This window comes from Shewanella sp. 0m-8 (assembly GCF_052977265.1).
This window is the reverse complement of the sequence record NZ_JBRIMB010000008.1, coordinates 119,216-144,097: the sequence shown is the minus strand read 5'-3', so window position 1 is coordinate 144,097 and position 24,882 is coordinate 119,216. Positions and strand designations below refer to the sequence as shown.

The window sequence follows — 24,882 nt, the reverse complement described above, 5'->3', positions numbered from 1 at the left end:
CCCCATTTTTAATGGAGTTCAGAAGTAGAGATATTAATTTGTGCTAAACGCTGCATAGGAGTTATTCCTCCCAATGCCATGTTTGGCCGTTCATTGTTATAAACCCAAAGCCATTCAGTTGCAAAGTTTTGTAGTTCGGTCACCGAGTCAAATAAGTAATGACTTAGCCAATCATAACGCACTGTTCGGTTGTAACGTTCGATATAGGCGTTTTGCTGAGGGTTGCCTGGTTGAATATAGCAAAGTGCTATTTCATGTTTCTCAGCCCAAGCTAGAAGCAATTTACTTATATACTCAGGCCCATTATCACACCGTATAGACTTTGGTTTACCACGCCACTCAATGATCTGTTCAAGTGTTCTTTGTACACGGATCGCAGGCAGAGAAAAATCAACTTCGATAGCTAGTCCTTCTCGATTAAAGTCATCGATCACATTAAATAGTCTGACTGAGCGACCGTCTGCAAGTTGATCATGCATAAAGTCCATTGACCAACATTCGTTGGCTTTTTCAGGTACGGCTAGTGGTTGTGGCTTATTACGAACCAATCGCTTCTTAGGTTTAATACGAAGGTTTAACTCAAGCTCACAATATGATTAACTGTGACACCCATAATTGTTGGCTGGATTTTCAACCTCTGACTAAGCTTTACTAATCACAATTGGACTGAGGTTGTTATGGCCAGACCAAGAAGTACTTTAGTTAGCATAGAAGACACTCCTTTTTACCACTGCACATCTAGATGCGTGCGAAAATCCTGGCTGACTGGCGTCGATAAATATACGGGCCAGTCTTATGAGCATCGTCGTGATTGGGTTGAATCAAGGCTACTTGAGTTAGCTAGTATTTTTGCTATAGACGTCAGCGCTTATGCGGTGATGTCCAATCACCTTCACTTGGTGCTGAGGGTGGATGTTTTTGAAGCGAACAATTGGACAGATAGAGAGGTAATAGAGCACTGGCATCAACTGTTTAAAGGCACCGACATTACTCAAAAATTTGCTAAAGGTGAGGTCATTGAAAGTGTAGAGGTTAGCAGTTTAAAACATTCGATTGCTCAATACCGAGGTCGATTAAGTGATATCTCTTGGTTTATGCGGGCACTGAATGAGCCCATTGCTCGCATGGCCAATAAAGAAGATAACTGCACAGGTCGTTTCTGGGAAGGAAGGTTCAAATCTCAAGCCTTGCTTGATGAAGCTGCCGTCTTGGCTTGCATGGCTTATGTTGACCTCAATCCTGTTCGCGCAAAAATGGCTGAGACCCCAGAAACCTCAGACCAAACGAGTATTCAGCTTAGAATTAAATCCGCCCTAAACGGTGAGCAACCCAGTACGTTACTGCCTTTTGTTGGTAACGAACGCAAGGATATGCCCAAAGGGCTGATGTTCAGTGCCAAAGATTACCTGCAACTGGTTGATGATACCGGGAGGGTAATTCGCAAAGATAAGCGTGGAGCTATAAGTGCTACCTCTTTGAAAATACTCCAAAGGCTTAATATTCCACAAGCAAACTGGATTAAACTCACGAGTGATTTTAGTCGATTATTCAAAGGTCCAGTAGGCACGCTTGAAGAGCTCGATGCGTATCGCGGACACTTAGAGCGTAAGCGAAGGCAAGGCGCAGCTAATTGTCGACGATGGTTAGATAGCGCTTAACAAAGACTTAAATTCATAATTTTTAAAAAAGCTCCCGAACCTATGTTCGGCATTTTTGTTGCATGCTCACTGGTGAAATAGCTGGGATTTTAGTGATTGAAAACGGTTTTACGCTTAATTTAGTTTTGAGGGCAGGAACTGAATGTAAGTAACCCAGATTATTTTGTTAACTCTAGAAAATGAAACAATAATGGATGGCCATGTTGTTAAGCTCTATGAAGAGATGCCAACAAGGTTTGATAAGAAGACGCGGCAGGTACTACTTAGCGTAGAAGATGCTTCATTGCTCAAAGCACGGATAGTGCAACGAACGGCGCTGTGTGAGGAGTTGACTAATAGGTTCTATAGATAATAGAAGGGAAGAAAGGGCGCCGAAGCGCCCGATCCCATAATTGTGCAAGCGATGCCTCGCAACGTAAATACCTTCTTCGCTTTCGTGTCGGGTATTCAACTCAGACTATCCCACTCGTACTCGCTCTCTCAGTATTCGCTTTTATTGGGACACAATTACTAGGCCATGAGAGTTGTCGCTTAGAGGGTTTGATGATTCAAACCGTTCTAATCGTAGGTAATGACTGCAATGGAGAACTTTAGACGTTCGTTAATATTTATACCGTGATGTAGATATGCAGCTAGCGTTGCTAGTTGAGTTAACATTCTTCTGCTTGGTGACTTCTACCTGATGATTAAATCCAGTTTTATCCATCGACTGATAGGCGCCACTGTGTCATTATTGGTCCTGGGTTATAGTTAGCCAACGAGCTAACCATTCAGACTGCTGAATGAGTAACTGTTGTAGGTTTTCTTTAGCTCGATACTGATGGCCCTCATATGGCAGTATGATCAGCTTTGCTGTTTTGTTATTACTGGCCAGTGCATTATACATCCGTGTTGACTGCATAGGAGAAGTTCCAGGATTAAGATCTTTCTCCCCGTGAACGAGTAGGATGGGTTCGTTAATTTTATCGGCGAACAAAAAAGGTGACATCATAAGGTAAGTCTGATTTGCTTGCCATAAATTGCGCTTTTCACCCTGAAAGCCAAATGGGGTTAGTGTTCGGTTATATGCCCCACTTCTTGCAATTCCTGCACTAAAAAGGTCGGTGTGAGCGAGTAAGTTAGCGACAGCGAATGCTCCATAAGAGTGTCCCATTACTGCTAACCGTTTCACATCGATAATACCGGTTTGTTCTAATGCTTTGACTGCAGCTTCTGCGTTCATGGTTAACTGCGCTATAAATTGATCGTTCGGTTCTCCATTGCCAATAGCCATAATGGGCATTGATGGGGCCTCAAAAACTGCGATATTGTCGTGTAATAAAGGCAGCGGACCTAAGGGGTCAAATTGCCTAAATTGGTTTGGGACAGTCGAAGATTGCTGGCTTATCTTTATGTTTTTGAATGCCTTTGGATAGACCCACAACACAGCAGGGATCTTACCGCTTTTAAGGTGTTCTTTAGTGACGCCATTAGGGAGGTGTAACGTCCCCTGTAATTGTAAACCATCTTGGCGTTGATAATTTATAATTTGAGGTGAAGATGAGATCATATTCTGGTGCTCGCTCTTATATATGACAGTCTTTTTTGCGTAGTTATCCCCTGCTAGGCTGATATATTGGCGAGCTTTACTAACGCTCTCTGAGCTGATTATTAGTGAGTTGCCATGCATTGCGAGTGGTATTTCTAATGCAGACTCTTTGCCAGTAAAGATCCGCTCTTTGCTATTAGTATAGAGATTGTGAGTGTCGATGAAAGGAGTTAGCCCCTTATTCGTTCTGCCCATGGCTTTCATATAAATCTGCTTTTCATTGCCTTCTAGCAACACCCTATTTCCAGCTGGAGTACGAGTTGTCATTGGATCGCCGATGTCAGCGTACTTATCGCGATAATCTCGCTGTGACAACACTCTGGTTTTCTCTGGTTGTTGGTATTTTAGCAGTTGAGTTCGTGACTGCCGGTCTTGATAACGCCATTCCTGCAGCAACCCGATACCATCTGGACTCCAGATGAGATCATAGTATCGCCAGGTTAATGCTAAAACCTCTTTTCCCTCGTTTAAAAAGGGACTAGTGAGACTATAAACCCTATCATGAACGCTTTGGTCATTGGTCATTAATCCCTGTTCGCTTGCTTCAACCCATGATATTGTAGATGATTTAAATGGGAGCCATTGAACTCCCCTTGCGCCCATAGCAACCCTATCCTTGGCTTGTGCTAAATGTGGTTTATTCCCTAGTGACGGTAGCGAGTAAACATGTTGCTTTGTGAAGAGATCGACAATTGAATACTCCCGTCCCCATTTTTTTAATGGCAAGGTTGATGAGGGGGTACTAGGCAGTTTTTCAATAAGTAAGTAATTTCCATCGGGAGAAATAGCAAAATGGTAGATGAGGCCACTATCAGCGATAGGTAGGCTATTGCCTTGTCGATCAATCTTGGTTAGTTGTGACCGGCTGATAGATTTGAACGCTCGCTGTTTATCCGGTGAATTGAGTAGGTGTTTATAAGTTCTACCTGGTTTTACTTTATCATCAGTTGAAGATATTCGTGGTTGTAATATGTTAGTGGCAAGGACATGTTCTGAAGGTATGCTTACTTTAACGATGACAGCACTACTATCTGGTAGCCAGCGAAGGTGCCTTTCACCTATGCGGGTTGAAAGTTCAAGTTGGGACAGGGAGATTAGCCTGTGTTGTGCGACATCATAGTTCCATAAATGTACCCCTATATCGCTTTGTATAAGCAATGCTAGTGCGCTTGAGTCAGGAGCCCAACTATAATCGATAATGACACCGTTATCTGGTTGGATGGTTTTACTGTATTGGCCATTTTTTATTACTGTGATATGGCTATATAATCGTTGATTGGGTCTACTGGCAATTTCGGTATAAAATGTTTCCCCCGCCAATGTTCGGCTTGGCTGCGCAAGAGTTGCCAATGAGGGATAGTTTATCTGATGTAAAATAGCCGTTTGTTCCCCATTGGGAGCACCATACCACTGTGTTGTTGTACTTTGTGCTAGAAGGTCACCCCAGAGATCACTGGGCTGACTTTCTGGCTGCGCGAAAGCCAAGCTGTTAAAAAGCACTGCAAAGAGAATAACGCTATAACAGCTGATTGAAGACTTATTCATCTCTTAGTGCCTTTATTGGATTTTGACTTAGAATCTGCCGTACAGGTATAAAACTCACTGTAAATGATAACAAGCAGACTCCGAACCAGATCGCGGTTGTCATTGGCCAGTTTGGAGTTATCTTACTGAGCGTCTGGCTATTAAAGTACGCCATTAACAGGTAGCTCAGTGAGAAGGAGAATACCAAGCTCATAATGACTGGCCGCATTAACTCTACCAAGCTTTCATTTAATAACTTTTGATTATTGGCTCCCATAGCAAGTTTGACCCCTAGGGAGTAACGACGAACCTGCACCATATAATTTACGATGCCATTAATACCTATACAGACCATAAGCAGGGAGAGTGAAGCTAGCACTATTGCGACACCCGCAGCAGCAATGTGCAGCTGCCGCTTTTGCTTAAACTGCTGCTCTAGAGTGATTAACTTGGCAATATCTAGGCGTGGGTTTACCCGGGTGATTAAATCTCTAAGCTGCTGCTCAAACTCTTGGCTCTGTGCTGTGGTGATCAAGTAAGAGTATTCACGCCAGCCACCGTTTTTTAATGGATTAAACACCTCATAAGCTTCATCCTCTATACTCCCTGGCACATAAGTGTTTGCAGTGATCCCAATAATAGGATGGAAAGTCTTACTGTTAAAACTGATCTTTTGGCCGATAATATTGGCACTGTTTTGATCGATTAAATCGGCTAAACGCTGATTGATTATGACCGGAAAGTTGGCTAGCTCGCTATCTCCAGCCTTGAAGCCACGACCAAAAATGGACAACTCGAGCGCTTCAAGATAACCGGACCCGATACGAGTTTGGCGAACCTGAGCAATATAGCCCCCATCTTCACCGTAGATTTGATTAACGTTTAAGCTCTCAGGCAATCTTGGTTCAGAAACCGGTAGCACGTGAGTGACGGTATCGAGTTGAGATATCTGTTCTAGCAGAGTTCTATGTAGGTTTATGCGTTCATTCTTGATATCGAGATTCGAGTAATTAACGGTTAATGACCACTTGTTATCGGTGTTGAGTCCATTGGCACGCAATGCTTCAGACAGTGTCAGCAACACCACATGGCTCGCGGCGAGTAAAACTATAAATGAAAACATCACTTGTAGACCAATCAAGGTATGACTCACACCTGCACCGACCTGTTTGCCAACCCCTTTACCGCTGCTTTGCAGGCTGTCAGTAAGATTTTTCTCTTTAACAACACTGAGTTCAATATAGGTATAGAATGCTGAAATAGTGAGAGCTAAAGCGATGGAAAGCAGTAGGGTGTTGGTACTGATTGATAATGTATCTAGCCTTTGTATGGAGTCTGTGGCGAGCAACTCCATAACTGAAAAGCTACTCTGGGTCAGTAGTAGTGCCAATACGACGGCTAAGCCGATGATAACAATATTATGTTTAAATGCAGCGATAGCTAACTTTTTGCTGTTTGCACCGAAGGCAAAGCTAATGGCTAAGTTTTTTATTTTCGAGATAGCTCTCGCAATTTGCATACTCGATAAGTTGATCAGTGCGATAACCATTAGCAGCACTGCGCCGATTAATAGCATAAGCACAATCTTGCCACTGTCCCCTTGGAGAGCCGTTTTAAAGTCCGTAATTTTAGCTCCTACAGTAAAGTCCTTTAACACTTCAGGCGTGTATATTTCGGCGCCTGCAATGGCCAGTAGGTTTAACTGCTCAGTGATTTTCTCTAACTCTATACCAGGCTTCAGTCGAACAACTGCTTTATAAGATCCCATAAATCCAGGTGAAGTTTTGGGCTTGAAGGTTTCATCCATGTCCATGGGAATCCACACGGCATCATTGATATCGTTGTATTGTGGTAGGACTAAGTTATCTGGCGTGACGCCAATGACATTAAAGCGGCGTTGGTTGAGCTGAATTTTTTTGCCAATAATATCTTTATCTGCACCATAATGCTGCTGCCAGACCCGGTAGCCCAATATCACCGAGGGTTGCTTTGTTCCTAACGCCTCATTTTTGTTGAACAGTCGCCCAAGCTCAGGCTCTACACCTAGTACAGAGAATAGGTTACTCGACGTCAGTATCACATCCACTTCAGGGCGCTTTATTTTGTCGTAGAGTTTATAGTCATTCCACGTGTGGTAAGTGGCTAGCTCATCAAACAGATCATTTTGCTCATCTATATGAGTCATTATTTGAGCATTGGAGGCGGCTCCATCGAACCCTTCAGCTTTAATTCGTCCTTCTAACAAATAAAGGTTGTTACTTTCGTTGTAGGGAAGGGGAGCAAAGAACACCAAGTCGACGAGGCTAAATACACTCAATACCATAGAAAGGGTCAGGGTGAGTGTCAGTACAGTGGTTATATAATACTGTTTGGCGCGCTTAAAGTTATTGATGGCGAGTTGGATTAACATGCTTAGGCCACCTCACTGCAAGGGGCTGCGTCAGAGGGCTGTATTAAGCCATCCTTTAACTTAATATTGCGTGATGCCATATCGGCATAACGGGGATCGTGGGTGACCAGCACTATGGTGGTGCCCTGCTTATTTAACTCCTGCAGCAGTGACATTACCGCATCACCATTTTTAGAGTCCAAATTACCCGTGGGCTCGTCGACAAGCATAATGCCAGAATCCCCTGCTAGTGCTCTAGCAATTGAGATGCGCTGCTGTTGTCCACCAGATAGTTGGCTTGGATACAGATTGGCTTTATCCGCTAATCCGACCTTATCTAGGCAGTCTAAGGCGCGCGCTTGACGCTGCTCTAAGCTATCGCCGCGGTACTTTAGCGGTAGGGCGATATTCTCAACGACCGAATACTCATCAATTAGATTAAATGATTGAAATACAAAGCCAATTCTATTGCCTCTGATGCTAGCTCGTTGACTAGCATTCATTCCTGTGACCAGTAACCCATCGATATAATACTCGCCACTGTTGGGGGTGTCTAACAGCCCCAATATATTTAACAAAGTCGATTTACCACAACCAGACGGCCCTGAAATAGAGACAAATTCGCCATCAAATATTGAAAAACTGATTTTTTTCAATATTTGCACCTGCTGTTCGCCCGAGTCAAATGACTTGCTCATGCTATTTATCTTGAGTATTTCAGTATTCACGTTATTCATCCTTGGCTCGGGTTAGTTGGTCAATGTAAGGTGGTAGGTTTCTGCTGAAAGCTCATGGGATGAGGTGATCACTTCATCGCCCACTTGCAGACCTGAGAGGATCTCTATCTGTTGCCCTGAGACTTTTCCAAGTTGAACATCGACTCGGGTTGCACTGAGGTTATCTGTTAACTTAAACAGAGTGATCTGACTGTTCTCTTTTACACCCTTGGGCTTTTTCATAAATTGCACCCCTTGGCGCACCTTGGCAAAGATGGTGGCATCGACCAACTGCATAGGTTTTACGTTGATCTTTGACTGTGTAGTGAGCTCTATATCCACTTGAACAGCTCCTTCGTTGACTACAGGGTCTACACGGACAACCTCACCAAGGATCTGACCATGCAGTGTGGTGATCTCGGCTACCATGTTAGAGGTGACCATATGGGATTGCATCTGAGGTACTTTAATCTCAGCCACCAGGGGAGATAAGCTACCTATCAAGGCCAATTCAGTACCCGCAGTGACACTCTGGCCAAGATTTAGCGGTAAGCGTTGAATCACCCCTTTCATTCCTGCTGTGACAGAAAGTTGATTGACCATGAGTGTGGCTACATCAAACTCCTCTTGTGCTTGAGCGATAAGGTCGTCCTGAATTGATAGCGCTTCAGTTTGCATGGCAATCATTTTACTTCGCTTGGATTTTTCGAGTGTTATCCGTTTGATAAGCTGTTTTGCTGTAAGCTCATTTTTCTTGGCATGGATCCCAGAGATGATGCCTGACTTCGCTAATGAGCGTTCTGCGTCAACCTGTAGCATTGCAATCTCAGATTCTGACTCTAGTTCTGACAGACTCGTTTCAATATTGAGCAGCTCCCTTTGATGTTGCAAAACTAATTTGCGTTTCTGGGTTTTACTATTTTGTAACTTGGCAAGTGCTTTACGTAGCTGACTTTCTAGCTCAGGGTTTTTCAGGATCATAATGACTGTATCGACATCGACTGCAGCCCCAGATTTTAAGACAATTTCATCTACAACAGCATTGCTTGTCGCTGTCAGCAGTCGCTTGTTGATTGATTGTAGTGAGCCATACCCTGTCACCTTTGTGGAAAAGTCACCGCTTTCAACCTTGCTGATAGAGACACTAGCGTAAGGCAGTGTTTCTATATCGGAATAACCTAAGCGCCATCCAGTAATCAGCATTATCAGTGAGATCCCTGTTAAGGCGCGATAAACCACTTTTTGATTGATTTTGATTTTCATATATAGCCTTACAATTATGATTTAGCCGCTATTTCTTCAATGTTGTTATCTGAAATTAGTTGATTTAGATCTATTATGCGATCAGCTGCATTTATCGTTTCTTGACGATGTGCGACACTAATTCTGGTGATCTTTTTCGTTTTAAGATATTGGTTGACCATAAGCTCGGTTTTACTATCTAGATGACTGGTGGCTTCATCTAGAAATAGTATTTTTGGTTGACTATACAACGCTCTGGCAAGTAATAATCGCTGCTTTTGCCCCCCAGACAGCGTACTGCCCAGATCGCCAACTTGTGAATGCAGACCCATTGGCATCGCTTGGATCTCTTGCCAGATGTAGGCGCCTTTAGCCGCTTCCTGAACTCTTTCAAGATCGGGTTTAGGTTCAAAAAATGAGATATTTTCTATAAGTGAGCCATTAAGTAGTTGATCGTTTTGCATGACGGTGGCACATAAGGATCTGAAGTTACGAACCCCCATATGGTTTACACTGTAGCCATCCAGTCGATAGTCAACCTGCTGGGGTTGAATCAATCCTGTCATCAATTTAAGCAAGGTCGATTTACCTAGACCAGAGCGACCCACTATCACAACAGATTCGCCTGCATCAACATGAAAGCTGATGCCTTGGAATAACCAAGGAGAAGAGGGACTGTAGCGAAAATGTAAGTTTTTAACTTCAATCAAGCCTGATGTGTTGTCCTTTGATAACCCTAACCCACCTTCCTCAGTCTCTTGTTTTTGTAAGACAATATCCGACATTCGGCGCAAATAGGTGGATGCTAATCGAAAACGAAACAGTTGGTCGACAAGTGCTTGTGCGCTATTTGAAAATTGTAATCGATAGGCTAAAAATGCGATGAACATCCCGACACTAAATACATTATCTATGATCAGCAGAGCACCGATATAGATCACTAACAAATATTCAATTTTCCCAATCAGATCTTGTGATATCTCAGCAACGATGCTGACTTTTTCGCGTTTGATATTTTCATTGGTGGTATCAGCAAAAAGATTTAACCAAGACGATAAACGGGTGCTTTCCTTCACATAGCATTTGATTGGCATAATAGCCCTGATTGTTTCCAGGAAGTGGCTATTTTCCTTCGCCTGCTTAGACAAGGCTTGCTCAAGGTACTTATTTTCTTTATTTGTCAAAAAAAATCTAACGATGAAGGTTAATAAAAGAGATGAAACAGAGATCAGGGCCAAGTATGGCTCATAGTTGTACATGATAATTAGCGTCGTAATACCCAGTAATCCTTCTACAACTGAAGTAATGAATCCGCGACTGATCATTCTTTGTACTTCATTAAACGCTTCAAAGCGGGACTTTATATCACCAATGTGACGCGTCTCGAAAAAGGATAATGGTAGGTGGAGTAAGTGCCTTTGAATATTGGCTTTCACCTGAAAACCTAAATTCTTGTCCAGATACAAGATCGCAGCAGTTCGTAAAAAATTGCTTGCCGAAGTGAGCAGAGTGATAAAGATGAACCCAAAAAGGAACCACAATAGAATACTATGGTCTGACAGGGGAATGCCCTGATCGATGACCAATCTTATGTAATAGGGAGCGACTAAAAATAAGCCCTGCAATATTATGGCGATCACAAAAATTTTAAACAGCGATAGTCCTAATCCCTCAATATTGCCGATAAAAGCGGTTAAGGGGACTTTAATACGCTCATCACTGGTCTCAAAGCCACTGGAAGGGGTGAGCTCAATGACAATACCAGTAAACGCCTCTGAAACTTGAGTCCAATCCAGCTTCACTTTGCCTTTGGCGGGATCATGAATGACTATCCCGTGCCGATTTACGGCCGTCAAAGTGACAAAATGATTGAAATTCCAGTGTAAAATTGCAGGCCCTTTAATTCTAGATAGCTGTCCCAGCTCAAGCTTTAATACTCGGCCAGATAAACCGATATCATCGGCGACCTTGATGATCTCTTTTACTGTGATCCCTTGAATGCCAACCGGATACTTTTTTCGCATCGCCAACATGTTCGTTTTATAGCCATGATAATATGCAACCATGGCTAGGCAGGTAATGCCGCATTCTGCTACTTCGCTTTGGACGAATACGGGGGTTTTTGAAGAACTAAAGTCAATATAATCGGTGAGTTGCATACTGGTACCTTAGTTTTTATCTGAGTAATTGAGCTATGGTTGCTGGCTGTTCATTAAGCATGATTTTCAAGCTTGATGTAGGAGACAAGAGGGGAAAGTATCGTGAGCTTATGAATGTCACTAAGATTTTTTGCCCCTTTCCAGGGATAAATGAACCCACAATCATGGATATTCGACCTTCGATGGATTTATCATTGATAATAATATTGATAGACTGGCCAATGCTCACGGGTTTGCGAGGCTCTTGTTGTAACCACAATGAAAAATCATCAGAGCTTGAGGTGTCTAAAAGGTAGCCGATAGCTTGATATGCAGGGATGATGGTGGAATCTGCTTGAGACTGAAAATAGATCCCCGCTTTGGTCGCTCTTAAGTATTGGTGTTCGCCAGTTTGTTCTTGCTCATTAATAATATTGATATTTACCAAGGGCTGGCCTTTTGCTACCAGAGCTCCTTCGCTGGCTAATTGCTGTGAAATTACCACTGCTTCAGACATAACTAGGGGAGAATAATTATCAGCCCCTAGTACTACATCATAAGTATGACTGGTTGATAAGGTTACAAATTGGATTGTAATTACACAAACGATAATAGTTATGCATAAACCCATTATTGACTTGCTTATAATACTGGGTTGTTTTATTACAGAGTGGCCAAACTCTTGCGATCTGTATTGATGCCTTAATGCTTCTTTTCGAAACATATTGATAATTGACATTGGATTAGCCCACTTTTTTAATCTGAATATCACCAATAGTTGAGTTGCTATTCATATAGCTTAGTGGGCAGCCCATTTGCCAACTATCTAATGTAGTAAATCCCTGTAACCAGGTCTGCATTTTTTTACTTTCGATAGTGAGTGTGCCATCTTGATTTATTTGACCGATTTTGTTTTTAGGGTCACTCAGAGCTACTGTACATTTATTAAGTTCACCATTGGCTCTTATCGCAATGGAGTTGGGTTTACCCGCATAACATATGTAATTGCCTTTTTTATTTAAATCAAAACTGTTTTCTCGATATTTTTCTGTTTGATTTTTCGCGAATAGTTTTGCTGTTTTACGTTCGATAAGCTGTTTAACACTCTCTGTATTATCACCACCTAGGTTTTCGATGGCTTTAAAAAAAAGAATAAATCGATCATCTTGAGCCAAGTGCTGATCAAAGCGTTCACAAAATTGAAGCACACTCTCTTGGTTGAAATCGGTAACGTGTATTCTTAAGGTTATTTTAAATGGCAAAGTGGTTTCTGCTGCGGCGATAAGACGGGCCCAGATCTTATCAAAACTGCCTTTGCCAGTGCGAGTAACACGAGTTTGATCATGACCTTGCTGATCGCCATCGATTGAAATTTGAAAGTGATCTTGCTTAAGTGATACTAACTTTGATAGCGTTTTTACATCAAGTAATAAGCCGTTGGTCGTCATATCACCACCTAATTTGAAGTGATACTTTTCCGCGAGTTGTAAGGCATGCTCCGCAAGGTCAAAAACGATGTCTTTTGCCAGTAGAGGTTCACCACCGAACCAACTTAACGATAAAAGCTTGAGAGTCTTAGCTTTTTTTTCTATTAATAATTTAGTCGCATCAACTAACCAAGTTGGCATTTGGCCAATCTCAAAATCTTCATAACAATAGACACACCTGAAATTGCATTGTTCCGTTGGATAAAGAATGAGGTGAAAGTTTTCTTTGCTTAAACTACTGGATAGGGCTTGATGAGAGAAACCATTAATCATATTGATGTCGTCCATTTCTATTATAATACCATCACAGAAATAATGGCTAACCCAGTAATGGGTTAGCTATTACTATCTGCTGATTATTTTAAATCAGCAGCACATGAGCCATTAATACAACCTACGTTATTACCTTCTAGCTCTTCTTCTTCAGGGTTGAAACCACCGGCTACTGCTTCAGCGAGTTCAGGGCTTAGTTCAACATCGCCTTCTTGGTTAACTGTAATATCTGTGTTTTTAATGTTTTCAAATTTAGTAGTCATAATATTTCCTTTATTATCATTTTGTTGGTTATCCATATTTGGATGAATCTATTATGCTCAACGCCTATTTTTATGAAACTGGTAAATATACTAGGGCAATAATTCGGATATACTCTCTAAAGTCCTTCAGACGCTACATGTTTAGTCACTGTTACATCCTCATCATTCAACTGACAAAAAATAGCTTCAGGATTAACCATGCCACCAACCATTTCATCCAATAAGTCTAGACTTGTTATTTCAATAAACCCTTCAGCAGTCCTTACAGCACTTGCCACTGACGGTTTTTCTTTTTGCTTATTACTATTCATGAACCAGATCCTTTAGTTGAAATTATCTAATGTGTTTTGATGGCATTTCGTCCCGCTATTATTCTAGGTATAGAAGGAGTCCGACCTCTTTGTATCTAAAAGTAATTTCAATACTGGGCACTAGCAATAATCTGGCTAAAACCATCGCGTAACCAAGTTGTAACTTTCTTTTAATTCAGTTGGTTACCAGCATGTGTTGACAGTGTTAGTTACGCAAACTATGAAATTGTTCCCGTAATAATCCAGATTTGACTGAGGCGCCGGCTAAGTTTACTTAACCCGTGACTATGCTGTTAAATACGCCGATGTTGTGCAAATGATGTTTTACTGTAATGTCTATGTATTTAAAGGTTTAGGTGTTAACATCAGAGAAAAATTGGAATTACTACGGCATTCACTTAGGGGAATGAGTGGATAAAGAGCGGTATTGATAGGGCGGGTGGATAATTGATCACAATTGGTAGTTACACTTTAAATGTCGAAGAGATGACCCTTACCCGTGATGAGTTTGAGGTTGTGCTTGAACCTAAAGTCTTTGACGTTTTGTTGTATCTTTGCAGCAATCCGAACCGTTTTATTTCAATGGATGAGCTGCATGACAATGTTTGGCAGGGTCGATGTGTTTCTGATGCTGCTGTGCGAAGAACGATCAGTAAATTACGCCTACTATTCAATGATGACCACAAAGTACCGCAATACATTAAATCGCTACCCAAGCGTGGTTATAAACTGATTTGCCATGTATCTTCACCGCTTGAACCTGCTGATAATTCAACAACGGATACACCACAAGCCTCAGCCGTCGCCATACTGTCATCAGACAATCAGATTCAGAGCTCTGCAACTATTGATCCTGAGGTAACACCGAACATTACAATAAGCCACACTTCTTCTTGGCGTGTTATCTTAGATAGGGTGGCAACAAGCAAAAAAATGGCGATGTTCCTAACCTTTATTTTGGTATCGATATTGGCTGTTGCTGTGTTTAGAGATGGCTTTATAGATGGATTGATAGAAAGTCCAGTTCTCACTGAGCAACGGGCTACCAGGGAAGTCATCAAGACTTTGCCCGGTGACAAAATGGCCATCGCACAATCAGCAGATAAGCAGTTTTTAGCCTTTTCTGGCCAAGTTAATCAACAAACTGGCTACCAGATATATGTCAAGCAACGTCATGAAGCAAATTTTATTCCTGTAACCCAAAATGCGTTTTTGCCTGGTGCTTTGGCTTTTTCTGCTAATAACAAGCATTTATTTTATTCGGATATAGCGCAAGGAAATTCTTCACTCAATAGTATTTCGCTGGCTGAGGAGGGGAAAGGCAACGTTGATACACTTTTAGCTAATTACCATTTTATTGGTGATGTATTTACCTCCTTAGATCCTGCTTACGTTTACTTTTCTGGGCAGGAGCGGGTGGAACAACCCCAATACATCTATCAATATGACCTAAATAATCAAAGTGTGAATAGGATGACCTCTAGCACTAATAAAACCTATTTTGATGTAAAAGGCGCTATATCTCCTGACGGGAAATTCTTGGCAGTGTTACGTTACTCTAAATATGAAAAATCTTCAGACATCAGGGTATTCGAGCTCGCCAGTCATGACGTAGTCTTTAAACACCATCAAAAACAACTTGTTTATGATTTTCAATGGCTTAATGATCAAGAGTTTATCTTGCTTGATAGAAATAAGTTATACAAACTTGAGTTTAACGAAAGCGCTATTGTGACCGTACTCGAGAACTCGCCACCGTTAGCCAAATTCATTGTAGATGAGCAGCATATTATAGGGTTGTCCACTTCTGACTATGCCGAGAATGTACTCTTCTTTGAACAAGCTTTACCGTTTGAACATTGGTCTACAACTCACATCTATACTTCTCTTACAGATAGCTATTTTTTAGGTTATCAGCCTGAAATTGACTCAAAATTAGTCTTGTCTTACACAAACCATGTTACTAGTTTGGGGAAACTGAATACCAAAACCAACAATATCACCCCCTATATACAAACTGAATACAGTTTAAGAGCCTTAGATTCATCATCGGGCAAGCTGGAACTTATAAAGTTAAACTATCGCTTTGCTTTATTTAATACAGAGACTCAAGCCATAAAATATATCACTGCAGGTGATGATTTTATTGGGGATGCGTCGTTCTCAGCGGATGAACAATATGTTTACTTCTCCATTAAAAATTATGAAAAATGGGTTATTTTTCGATACAGTATAGATAATGAAACCATCGTCGAGTTATTTGATGGGTTTCGTTATATCCGCCCTTTTGGAGAGGACTATATCTTAGCGACCGGTAAGGGCGACTTATTTTGGTCTGACAGTGCTAATAGCAAACAAATCGCACTCAATTATCAACTCTCTGAAGAGCCTAACACCCACTGGGATGTCACATCAGACCGTATTTATTGGAGCAGTCATGATCTAGTACAGACAGTATTTCACCAACTCGATATAAGTGATCTTACCCATCCGCTTGAGTCAACAAAAAAATTCGATTACAACAAGGTGAGACCGGATTTTACCATTAACCACGATGGGACTTCATTTATCTACCGCCAAAGAGATGAACGTCACTCGCAGCTGATCCGCTTTGCTGTGACGCCTTGAGCACACTTGATAGCAATTATTTAAGCAAGCGCTTTAAAGGCGTAATAATTGGCCATTGAACAGACACTTAACTATGGCTTGTTGTCGGTTGGTGCTGCCAGTCTTTTCAATGCAATTTGCTAGATGAAAATCCACGGTGCTTTTACTAATGGTGAGAATTTGACTGATTTCCCATGAGGTTTTGCCTTCTGATGCCCATTTTATGCATTCCTGTTCCCTTTTAGTTATCTGAACGGGACTGTTTGTATTTAATTCACGATAACAAGAGTAGATAAACGTTGAGGGGATGAGCCAATACCAGCCAATTTTATCAATCATATCGGACGACAACGCATTATCAGGAATGGAAAAAATTAAGCAGGCAAATTCAGTACCTCGTCCTTTGATTGGTATTAGCAGTTCGAGGCCTGTATTTGTAGATAGCGTAGGTTGCGATTTATTAACCTCCAGTAACCTTCGGTAATCAATCGGTTTATCTTCATTCATGCAATAGCGTAATATTTGTAAATCTTGTTTAATATGATCAATAAGTCCAGACGGCACGTTGCCAAATGTGGCAGTGGAAAGGTCATTAGCAGATAGAGGCGTAAAAACCATTAAGCCACCCCAGTGGTAATTAAACCTGTCATTGATATCAGAAAACAATCTGTTCAAGCTTATTTCAGAATTAACTGTGGTAATTTTATTTATTATTTCAGACAGGTTGTTCATTACATACGACCTCTAATAATGGACGGATCTAATTGACGGCGTTAGTAAGAAGTTGTATATGGCATTTTTCAGGTTCTTTATCACACAGCCCTAAATTCTCACCTTCTTGTGCTGATACTTGTATTGGGCATGCTAGGAATATGGCTGAAAATAGAATCGCATTAATAGTTATTGTTAGTTTAGTTGTCATTTTTTTTATTTCTCTTACAAGCTGAATTTGAGCACATATCCGTGCTGACCAATACAACTTGTACGAAACCCTAGCGTCCTCCCATAAAGACTCTGTATAGATTTGATAATTTATTTGTAACTAAGGCCAAAGTTAAAAGTTACAACTTAGTCTGCTTATTTTGATTGTATTCCCCACGAGCCTTATAGACTCGTTTTCAAGCTGGATTCTTTACACTATTCGTCTTGTTTTTGGCAAATGTAAGCCAAATAGGCATGGTAATTGATGAGTGTTAATTATCAAAACAGTAGCCAATATAGCGCAAATACCCGAATGAATTCTTGGTCTCAAGGATTGTTAGTTATCAGTAGTTATTCTTTAGTTCTGTGGAGCAGGTGCCATTAACCCTGTCTAGAAGGATATTATTTGGCTCAGTTACATTATCGGCGAATTCATGAGTAGTATGACTTTTAAAGTACTTTCGGTGCTATGCTGTTCCGTTTTCGTTAGCGTAGGCAAAAGTGTTGTTTTCGTGACTTAGCTCTCTATCTAAGCCACTTCATGCTATAGCCTGCTACCTCTTACCAGCCTTGATAGTTTTCGAGTAGCCTCTTTAGAATATCCTTCTGCACTTCATCGAGTTGCATGCACATGTCGCCAAATTGAGGGTAGCGGAAGCCGCTAGCAAGCTCCTCCCGCTCATACTTATTAGCAAGGTCAATCTTTGTTATTTCAAGGGATTCACTTTTAGCTTCAAGACTCTGAAACATCATTAGAGCAGTGGTGTATCGCGTGTTGTAGCAGCTTGCCAATGCGTAGCTCAAAAGCTTGTCTGCTGAGCCTTTGCTGCCAAATATGAGCTTTTTAATATCGATGTCGATTTCATAAATATCTTGAACTTGATTGAGGTTTTTTCGGTGTGGAGCGAGGGTGTAACCACGCCCTAAATAAATCAGACAGTCTTTGACCGCATTTAGAAACTTAACTTGTTTAGGCGAGTCTTCTCTAACAGGTAACAGTCGCTCAACAAGCATGTTTGTTAGGTTCTGCTCTGTATTTTTGATACCTGGAATTGCGACTCTGGTATATTTAGTTGTTCCTGCTTCAACCCACCAAAAACCAGTGTAACTATCGTCATTAGAGTAAAGCCCAAACTCAGTATGTTCGATTCCAAACGTTGACTTTACAAGCTGAGGCAGTGCTTCGTTGAAGCTTTGTACGTTATGAATACCGTTACCCCAACAAATGCACTTCATGGCCTCTGCGTGGCTTAGGGATTGTTTCCTTTCAAGCTCTTTTGCATTGTGCTTGGCTTGTTCAACAGTTAAGGCAGTTGGAAAAATGAGTACATTCTCAATTAAAGAGAGTTGAGTTAAGTGGTGTGAATCTTCAATTCGGCCATCACCTTTGGGATAAAGGGACTTTACTGCAGTTTTAGTCTTGTTGTTCATAACAGGCTCCAGACACTTGCAATCGTCACTTACAAATCGATTTAGGCAAGCGTAAAAGTAACTACCGCATATATAGTGATGACGGCAGAATAGTTAATAAGTAAAAGTGTTTGTTGTTTAGGCTCAATAGAACCTCGGTCACTAACCGTTGTTATGTACGATTTGCCTTATCTACACCGATGCAAAATGCTATTGATGCCTGTCTATTAACCTAATTTTGATACGTGTTGCTAAGAGAAAGCTTAAAGAGCCCAAGAAAGCGAGCCTAATGGCTCGCTAGTAGTTGCTATAAACTGTCCTCTAATTTTTGTGCCCAATGTTGTTCAGCTATGTCGAAGTAAATTTCAGGAGGCAATCCAAAAATAGCTTCGAATTCGTCATCAAATAAGCCGCAGAAGCTTTGTATTTCTTCTTTGAGCAGCAGCAACACCATGTACATATCCAAATCCTCCAGATACTGACTATCTAGCTCTGGATGCTCTTCTTGTATCGATTTACTGATACTCATGCCTAAAATCCTCCCAGCAGAATCTCTATGTTGATAGATGTATCGACTAAAGCTCAATTCGATATCATCGTCTTGTGTTACTTGGTAGCCAGCCAGTAACAAAATAGTGCTATGGTCGCGCCAAGGCGATTTAGATTGCCTTTGATACTCTCTGATAAAAGGTGACTTCTTATCACTCATTGTGGCTCCTAATTGACTAATGATGTGTCCTCATCAGTAGTTAGGGCTACCACTTGCGAATCCTTGAAGTGTTGGCGAAAAAACGTGATTACCTGTTCTTGCTGCAGTGGTAATACGTGTTTTTTGCTCAAGTGTTTCCTTATGGCGAACTCTAAAAAGTTGAGTTCTGTTTCAAGCGTATATAGTGCTCTATCGATATACATCTGCTCTTCTACAAGGCAGCTTGATATCTCATCAAGTAAGTTCACCAAGGTATTTAGTTGGCATTGAAAACTCGCTTTCATCGACGTTCTCCTGTTGTTTTTGATGTTCAACAACTAGGTAGAAAGTGAGAAGGCGAGTTTTAGGCGAACACTAAGTATGCACAGAGCAACCTTGAGCTTTAGCCGGCATAATATGATTTAGTGATTCAGAGTAGTCATCCATATCGTTACAGTGATCATCTTGGATCACATGAGAATAACGTTCTGTTGTTTGTGAGCTTTTATGACCCAAAGCAATTTGAGTTTTGCGGATGTTATTAGTTTGCTTGGTATGTCTAGTGGCGAAAGTATGTCTAATAATTCTAAAGTCAAGATGGGCAAAGCTAAGACGCTTTATAAAGCTAGCCTTCGTTTTTTTGTAGCTAGTAATATGGGCTCCTTTGCTCCTGGGACTTGGGAATAACCATTGAGTCGCAGTTGTTTGGTGACATGAGTGTTTTAGCCATTCTTTTAAAATCGCTTCGATTTCAGGCGTGATCTCAATATATTGGTCTTTTTTGATTTTCCCTACCGTCGCGCGAATTTTTAGTTTTTTATCGGCAAAGTTGATATCGCTCTTCATTATTTGTAGTGCGTAACTAGGGCGTAGGCCTGTGTGGAAACACAGCAGTGCTAGTGGAGTAAAGTAGTCGGCATAAACTGACCCTACAGTCTTCCCTTTAAGCTTTTGCTTATCTCTTGCAGCCAACTCTTGGTAAATTTCTGAGAGTTCATTATCTGTATAGTATTTATCTTCAGTATTGTTAACTTGCACCTTTAGAGGCTTACACAGTAGCTCTTCATCGAATACGAAAGGGTGACGAGGATCTTCCGAGGCCGCACGTATTGCAGCTCTTAAGGTACTCATAGCGCCTTTTATTGTTGACTCGGCTAAATCATAAGGTGACATACCTGAGCTAAGCTGTTTACTTGTTAGCTTGACTGTATGAAATCTTAGCCATTTTAGTAGATGGCTTTTAGATATTTCATTAATCGGGAGCGATAGTAAATTTGAGAAGTGATGTTCAATCAGATTCGTTTTTGATGCTGCGGTTTTAGGATTGCTTAAATAGATTAAATTTTGGTACTCAGGTAAATACTCTCCAAGCGTTGGCATTGGTTTACTGGCGTGAATATTTCGACCATTTTGATGAATGGCTTGCTGAGCAGCAATCGACCCTAAGTGTGAGTTAACCCTTTTATCCAGTTTTGTTGCTGCTGATAGATCGCAAATTCTTTTCTGCTTAGAGTGCTTTTGGAGTGGTAACCGAGCGCGACTATAGAAGACTACTCCTGATTCCAAAATAACCTTTAGCTCATCATTCTCACTGTTAAACCCATTTCGGTACAGGCGTACATTTAAGTTATCGATAGCGAGAACATTAATTTCAACATAACTAATTTTTTTGTTGAACCAATCATTGAGCTTTGCACGGGTTTGTTCTGCCTTGGTTTCGCCAGGCATCTTCCCAGCTCCGTAGACAGTAAAGTTCTTTAGGAATAGGTCCGAAACCTTGCTATCAATGGCTTTATAAAGCTGCGTTATCATTGGAAGTAGCATAATAATGATTAAGTTATATAACATGTATCGTCTCTCGTTTTTAGTGGGTTTAAGTGCTTGTTGAGTAGATGATGGCAGTAAATTTTTTTTTTAAAGAATCGTGGTTAAGCTGTAATTACGCTTTTTGATTAAAAAAATGACTAAATTTAAAGGTATCGCTTATAAAACAGTGCGTTACATGTTAAAAATAATTTATATTTATTTTTAACAGCTACTCTCGACGATAATGAATACATTGGTGCTTTAATCTAAATATCAATTTATTCATTGGTTTAGGTTGTTTCGGTTGGTTTGGTTATGTGACGATGGATTAGAGCTTACCCCCCGATTTCTGACTTTTTATTTTTTTATTTAAAGTTCGGTTCTTCTAATAGAGGAGTTACCGAATGCGCCAAGAAATAACAAAACTACTATTCACAGAAGTCGAAGCGGCTGAACACCTCAAGCTCTCTGTTAGCACCTTGCAGAAAAGTAGAACCAAAGGCGACACTAGGATTTTGAATGGTTTGGCACCGGCTTTTGTGAAGCATTTGGGCGGGGTTCGCTATAGTGTTGAGACCTTACGTCAATTTAAAGCTGAAAAGGGCGCTAAGGATTTCTACACTGAGCTTGAGACTTTCTATTTACCTAACCGAAGCGAAGCTCCTGCTATTCCGACTTCGCTTGATATTGAGCAGGAAGAAGATCAATTTGACTGGTCTGTGCTTGTTGAGTCATCAGCGAAAGAAAGTGTGAGGATTTAAATTGGAGGTAGGTGCTCACAACATTTAACTCCACATTAGAGCTTAACCAGAATTTTTTGGAATTTTTCATCTCGCTTAAAATTTAAGGGTGTCTAGAAGGGAGCCCTTAAAATGTTAGTTATTGCAAACCAAGTATTGTTGACTGAAGTTGAAGCTGCGGCAGCGATAAGTTGCTCTTTGAGTGCCTTGCAGAAAAGTCGCTCAAAAAAATCGACCAAGATAGATGACGGTCTGGCTCCTCGGTTTATTAAAGACAAAGGGGCTATTCGATACTTGCTAACCGATCTTGAGAAGTTTGTGAGTAATTTAATGCAGCAAGATATGGCCGCTAACGATAATGCTTGTGAGGAGGCGGATACAGCCGCAGTGATGGGTGATGTTGAAGCTGCTGTTAAAAAGCCAGCGGAAGAAGATGTATTCGATTGGTCAACGTTGATCTAGCTAATACTCATCAGTTCATTATTTAAGAGCGCTCACCGAAAGTTGGGCGTTTTTTTGTTTTTAGCATCTCGTCATTGTTTCTGAGTGAAAAGCGTTTGGACTCAAAACTTGAATCGGAGACAAAAAGGATTAGTATTGAAAGTGCACCCCTTTTGCACTGGGTTGCATGGTTTTGTGCGATATGTGTGCGATGGGCCCTAAGTTCAAAACTTGCAAAATAGCAGTTCTTGAATTTCAGGTACAAAAAAGCCCATTGAATCAATGGGCTTCTTCGTTTTAATTTGGTGGCCCCTCCCAGACTCGAACTGGGGACCTGACGATTATGAGTCGTATGCTCTAACCAACTGAGCTAAGGGGCCGACTTAAGATAGTCGTCACTATCGAAAGCGCTGAGAAGTATACGAGGTTTACTGGCGCTTGTCACCAGAGATTTTACTCGAAATACACTTATAGATGCACGACTGCTTATCTGTTAATCAATATGGCTTGGTTTTAATGACCACTTTTATGATTAATCGAATTTTTGAGCAAAATTCAAGGTCATAGCGACTAGGTTACAGATAGTTTTGTTACGCGTAGTATTGAGGTGCTTAATCTGAGGGGGAGCTTTGATTGATTACTCACAGCGGTAGTCATACCCATTTTTAAGCAAAAAAAGCTGCCTATTCGGCAGCTTTTCTATTTGAGTTAAAGTGTTTGACGATTACTCGTCTAGGAACGACTTTAAGATCTCAGAGCGAGAAGGGTGACGCAACTTACGTAGCGCTTTAGCTTCAATCTGACGAATACGTTCACGTGTTACGTCAAACTGCTTGCCCACTTCTTCTAGCGTGTGATCAGTATTCATGTCGATACCAAAACGCATACGCAGTACTTTAGCTTCACGAGCCGTTAGACCTGCTAAGACTTCGTGAGTCGCGTTCTTCAAGCTTTCGCCTGTCGCTGAGTCAAGAGGTAGTTCAAGCGTCGTATCTTCAATGAAGTCACCTAAGTGCGAATCTTCATCGTCACCAATAGGCGTTTCCATTGAGATCGGCTCTTTAGCTATCTTAAGTACCTTACGGATCTTATCTTCAGGCATTAACATGCGCTCTGCCAACTCTTCAGGAGAAGGTTCACGACCCATCTCTTGCAACATTTGGCGAGAGATACGGTTAAGCTTGTTGATTGTCTCAATCATATGTACTGGGATACGGATCGTTCTTGCTTGGTCAGCAATAGAGCGAGTGATCGCCTGACGGATCCACCAAGTCGCATAAGTTGAGAACTTATAACCACGACGGTATTCGAACTTATCTACCGCTTTCATCAAGCCGATATTACCTTCCTGGATTAGATCCAAGAACTGTAGACCACGGTTGGTGTACTTTTTCGCGATAGAAATTACTAGACGTAAGTTTGCTTCAACCATCTCTTTCTTCGCACGACGAGCTTTCGCTTCACCGATAGACATACGACGGTTGATATCTTTAATTGCACCGATCGCTAGACCCGTTTCAACTTCGATAGCATCAAGCTTTGCACGACAACGCTGTACATCAAATTCAACCATTTGTAGACCTTCTACATATGATTTACCTGATGCGAGTTCGTCATTGAACCATTCAATGCTGCTTTCGTTGCTAGTATAAACTTTGACGAAGTTTTTCTTCGGCATTTTAGCTTGTTCAACACATAGCTTCATGATCAAACGTTCTTGAACACGGACTTTATCCATCATAGAGCGCATGTTTTTAACTAAGCGGTCAAACTGCTTAGGCATTAAACGGAACTCTTTGAAGATCTCGCCAATTTCAAAAAGGGCGACAGTCGACTCAGGGTGACCACGGCCTTTTTCTGCAATGATTCTTAATGCGTTTTCATGAGCGACGCGAAGCGTAGTGAATTTCTCTTTAGCTTCTTCAGGATCAGGACCCTTTGGACCTTCCTCTTCTTCGTCATCATCATCATCGTCATCGTCGTCTTCGTCATCTAATTCATCATCAGATAAATCAGAACCAACGTGAGTTGCAGTTGGAGCAACATCTTCAGCATTTGGATCGATGAAGCCTGAGATAATGTCAGATAGTCTGACTTCTTCAGCTTCATAACGGTCGAATTGCTCAAGGATCATAGCAATCGCTTGCGGATATTCCGCTACAGATGCTTGAACCGTGTTGATACCTTCTTCGATACGTTTAGCGATAACAATCTCGCCTTCACGAGTAAGAAGTTCAACGGTACCCATTTCACGCATATACATACGTACTGGGTCGGTTGTACGACCTAATTCAGATTCTACTGTTGCAAGCGCAGCAGCAGCTTCTTCAGCAGCATCCTCATCGGTGCTGTCTTCAGACATCATGATATCATCAGCATCCGGAGCCTGTTCATAGACTCGAATACCCATGTCATTGATCATCTGGATAATATCTTCAATCTGGTCAGAATCGACCATGTCTGCAGGTAAGTGATCGTTCACTTCTGCATAGGTTAAGTAACCTTGCTCTTTACCTTTGGCGAGCAACAATTTAAGTTGCGACTGCGGAGTATGATCCATAGATATCATCCAAGTTGGGAAACAGTTAAAACGACGGGCAAAAAACAGCCGCGCAAGTCGTCAATTATAGCCTTCGGTGCTTCTCTGTGCTAGTCCAAGTGTTTACTTTTGAGGCTAAAT

The 24,882-nt window shown here is 41.3% G+C and carries 19 protein-coding genes, 1 tRNA gene and 1 pseudogene; 4 read left to right on the top strand and 17 right to left on the bottom strand.

All coding sequences use genetic code 11. The features are described from left to right. Window positions 1-8: 8 nt before the first annotated feature. Window positions 9-593, bottom strand: a pseudogene (locus ACVBIO_RS06145) (IS3 family transposase); the annotation flags it as partial. A gap of 84 nt (window positions 594-677) precedes the next feature. On the opposite strand from ACVBIO_RS06145, the gene ACVBIO_RS06140 reads away from it, so the two are divergent. Next, entirely contained in the window at window positions 678-1,658 is a 981-nt protein-coding gene (locus tag ACVBIO_RS06140) for a transposase (protein ID WP_447172208.1), read from the top strand. A 730-nt stretch (window positions 1,659-2,388) separates the two neighbouring features. Here the strand turns inward: ACVBIO_RS06140 and ACVBIO_RS06135 are convergent. The 9 genes from ACVBIO_RS06135 to ACVBIO_RS06095 all read right to left on the bottom strand — a co-directional run bounded on the left by ACVBIO_RS06135 (window position 2,389) and on the right by ACVBIO_RS06095 (window position 13,589). Then, window positions 2,389-4,791 (bottom strand): alpha/beta hydrolase family protein, encoded by a 2,403-nt coding sequence (locus tag ACVBIO_RS06135; protein ID WP_447172207.1) that lies wholly within the window; start codon window positions 4,789-4,791, stop codon window positions 2,389-2,391. Next, the gene (locus tag ACVBIO_RS06130) at window positions 4,784-7,180 is read right to left on the bottom strand and encodes an ABC transporter permease (RefSeq protein WP_447172206.1); all 2,397 of its coding nucleotides are present in this window, start codon (window positions 7,178-7,180) and stop codon (window positions 4,784-4,786) included. Before ACVBIO_RS06130 ends, ACVBIO_RS06135 begins: the two co-directional genes overlap by 8 nt. A gap of 2 nt (window positions 7,181-7,182) precedes the next feature. Then, window positions 7,183-7,857: an ABC transporter ATP-binding protein gene (locus ACVBIO_RS06125; protein ID WP_447172205.1), complete on the bottom strand. Its 675-nt coding sequence runs from the start codon at window positions 7,855-7,857 to the stop codon at window positions 7,183-7,185. A gap of 51 nt (window positions 7,858-7,908) precedes the next feature. After that, window positions 7,909-9,138: an efflux RND transporter periplasmic adaptor subunit gene (locus ACVBIO_RS06120; protein WP_447172204.1), complete on the bottom strand. Its 1,230-nt coding sequence runs from the start codon at window positions 9,136-9,138 to the stop codon at window positions 7,909-7,911. Between the two features lie 14 nt (window positions 9,139-9,152). Beyond that, window positions 9,153-11,276: a peptidase domain-containing ABC transporter gene (locus ACVBIO_RS06115; RefSeq protein WP_447172203.1), complete on the bottom strand. Its 2,124-nt coding sequence runs from the start codon at window positions 11,274-11,276 to the stop codon at window positions 9,153-9,155. A gap of 16 nt (window positions 11,277-11,292) precedes the next feature. Further along, window positions 11,293-11,994 (bottom strand): hypothetical protein, encoded by a 702-nt coding sequence (locus tag ACVBIO_RS06110; RefSeq protein ID WP_447172202.1) that lies wholly within the window; start codon window positions 11,992-11,994, stop codon window positions 11,293-11,295. A 4-nt stretch (window positions 11,995-11,998) separates the two neighbouring features. Further along, window positions 11,999-13,030 carry a radical SAM protein gene (locus ACVBIO_RS06105; protein ID WP_447172201.1) on the bottom strand — a complete coding sequence of 344 codons (1,032 nt, stop codon included), beginning with the start codon at window positions 13,028-13,030 and terminating at the stop codon, window positions 11,999-12,001. Window positions 13,031-13,098: 68 nt separating this feature from the next. Beyond that, complete coding sequence (locus tag ACVBIO_RS06100; RefSeq protein ID WP_447172200.1) at window positions 13,099-13,278, bottom strand: hypothetical protein; 180 nt, start codon at window positions 13,276-13,278, stop codon at window positions 13,099-13,101. 116 nt (window positions 13,279-13,394) lie between these two features. Further along, on the bottom strand, window positions 13,395-13,589 hold the full coding sequence (locus ACVBIO_RS06095; RefSeq protein WP_447172199.1) for a hypothetical protein: 195 nt from the start codon (window positions 13,587-13,589) through the stop codon (window positions 13,395-13,397). Between the two features lie 447 nt (window positions 13,590-14,036). Here ACVBIO_RS06095 and ACVBIO_RS06090 point away from each other — a divergent pair, with 447 nt between their 5' ends. Beyond that, entirely contained in the window at window positions 14,037-16,217 is a 2,181-nt protein-coding gene (locus ACVBIO_RS06090; protein WP_447172198.1) for a winged helix-turn-helix domain-containing protein, read from the top strand. Between the two features lie 33 nt (window positions 16,218-16,250). Here ACVBIO_RS06090 and ACVBIO_RS06085 read toward each other — a convergent pair whose 3' ends face one another. The 5 genes from ACVBIO_RS06085 to ACVBIO_RS06065 all read right to left on the bottom strand — a co-directional run bounded on the left by ACVBIO_RS06085 (window position 16,251) and on the right by ACVBIO_RS06065 (window position 20,943). Beyond that, on the bottom strand, window positions 16,251-16,928 hold the full coding sequence (locus ACVBIO_RS06085; RefSeq protein WP_447172197.1) for a helix-turn-helix domain-containing protein: 678 nt from the start codon (window positions 16,926-16,928) through the stop codon (window positions 16,251-16,253). Window positions 16,929-17,678: 750 nt separating this feature from the next. Continuing rightward, window positions 17,679-18,548 (bottom strand): hypothetical protein, encoded by an 870-nt coding sequence (locus ACVBIO_RS06080; protein ID WP_447172196.1) that lies wholly within the window; start codon window positions 18,546-18,548, stop codon window positions 17,679-17,681. A 286-nt stretch (window positions 18,549-18,834) separates the two neighbouring features. After that, entirely contained in the window at window positions 18,835-19,236 is a 402-nt protein-coding gene (locus ACVBIO_RS06075; RefSeq protein WP_447172195.1) for a hypothetical protein, read from the bottom strand. Window positions 19,237-19,244: 8 nt separating this feature from the next. Beyond that, window positions 19,245-19,520 (bottom strand): hypothetical protein, encoded by a 276-nt coding sequence (locus ACVBIO_RS06070; protein WP_447172194.1) that lies wholly within the window; start codon window positions 19,518-19,520, stop codon window positions 19,245-19,247. A 70-nt stretch (window positions 19,521-19,590) separates the two neighbouring features. Then, window positions 19,591-20,943: a tyrosine-type recombinase/integrase gene (locus ACVBIO_RS06065; protein ID WP_447172193.1), complete on the bottom strand. Its 1,353-nt coding sequence runs from the start codon at window positions 20,941-20,943 to the stop codon at window positions 19,591-19,593. A 482-nt stretch (window positions 20,944-21,425) separates the two neighbouring features. On the opposite strand from ACVBIO_RS06065, the gene ACVBIO_RS06060 reads away from it, so the two are divergent. Beyond that, window positions 21,426-21,782 carry a hypothetical protein gene (locus ACVBIO_RS06060; RefSeq protein WP_447172192.1) on the top strand — a complete coding sequence of 119 codons (357 nt, stop codon included), beginning with the start codon at window positions 21,426-21,428 and terminating at the stop codon, window positions 21,780-21,782. Window positions 21,783-21,893: 111 nt separating this feature from the next. Next, window positions 21,894-22,223: a hypothetical protein gene (locus ACVBIO_RS06055; protein ID WP_447172191.1), complete on the top strand. Its 330-nt coding sequence runs from the start codon at window positions 21,894-21,896 to the stop codon at window positions 22,221-22,223. Window positions 22,224-22,505: 282 nt separating this feature from the next. On the opposite strand, the gene ACVBIO_RS06050 is transcribed toward ACVBIO_RS06055, so the two are convergent. Then, window positions 22,506-22,582: transfer RNA gene (locus ACVBIO_RS06050), tRNA-Ile, on the bottom strand. A 344-nt stretch (window positions 22,583-22,926) separates the two neighbouring features. Next, the gene (rpoD, locus tag ACVBIO_RS06045; RefSeq protein ID WP_447160351.1) at window positions 22,927-24,762 is read right to left on the bottom strand and encodes an RNA polymerase sigma factor RpoD; all 1,836 of its coding nucleotides are present in this window, start codon (window positions 24,760-24,762) and stop codon (window positions 22,927-22,929) included. Window positions 24,763-24,882 lie beyond the last annotated feature (120 nt).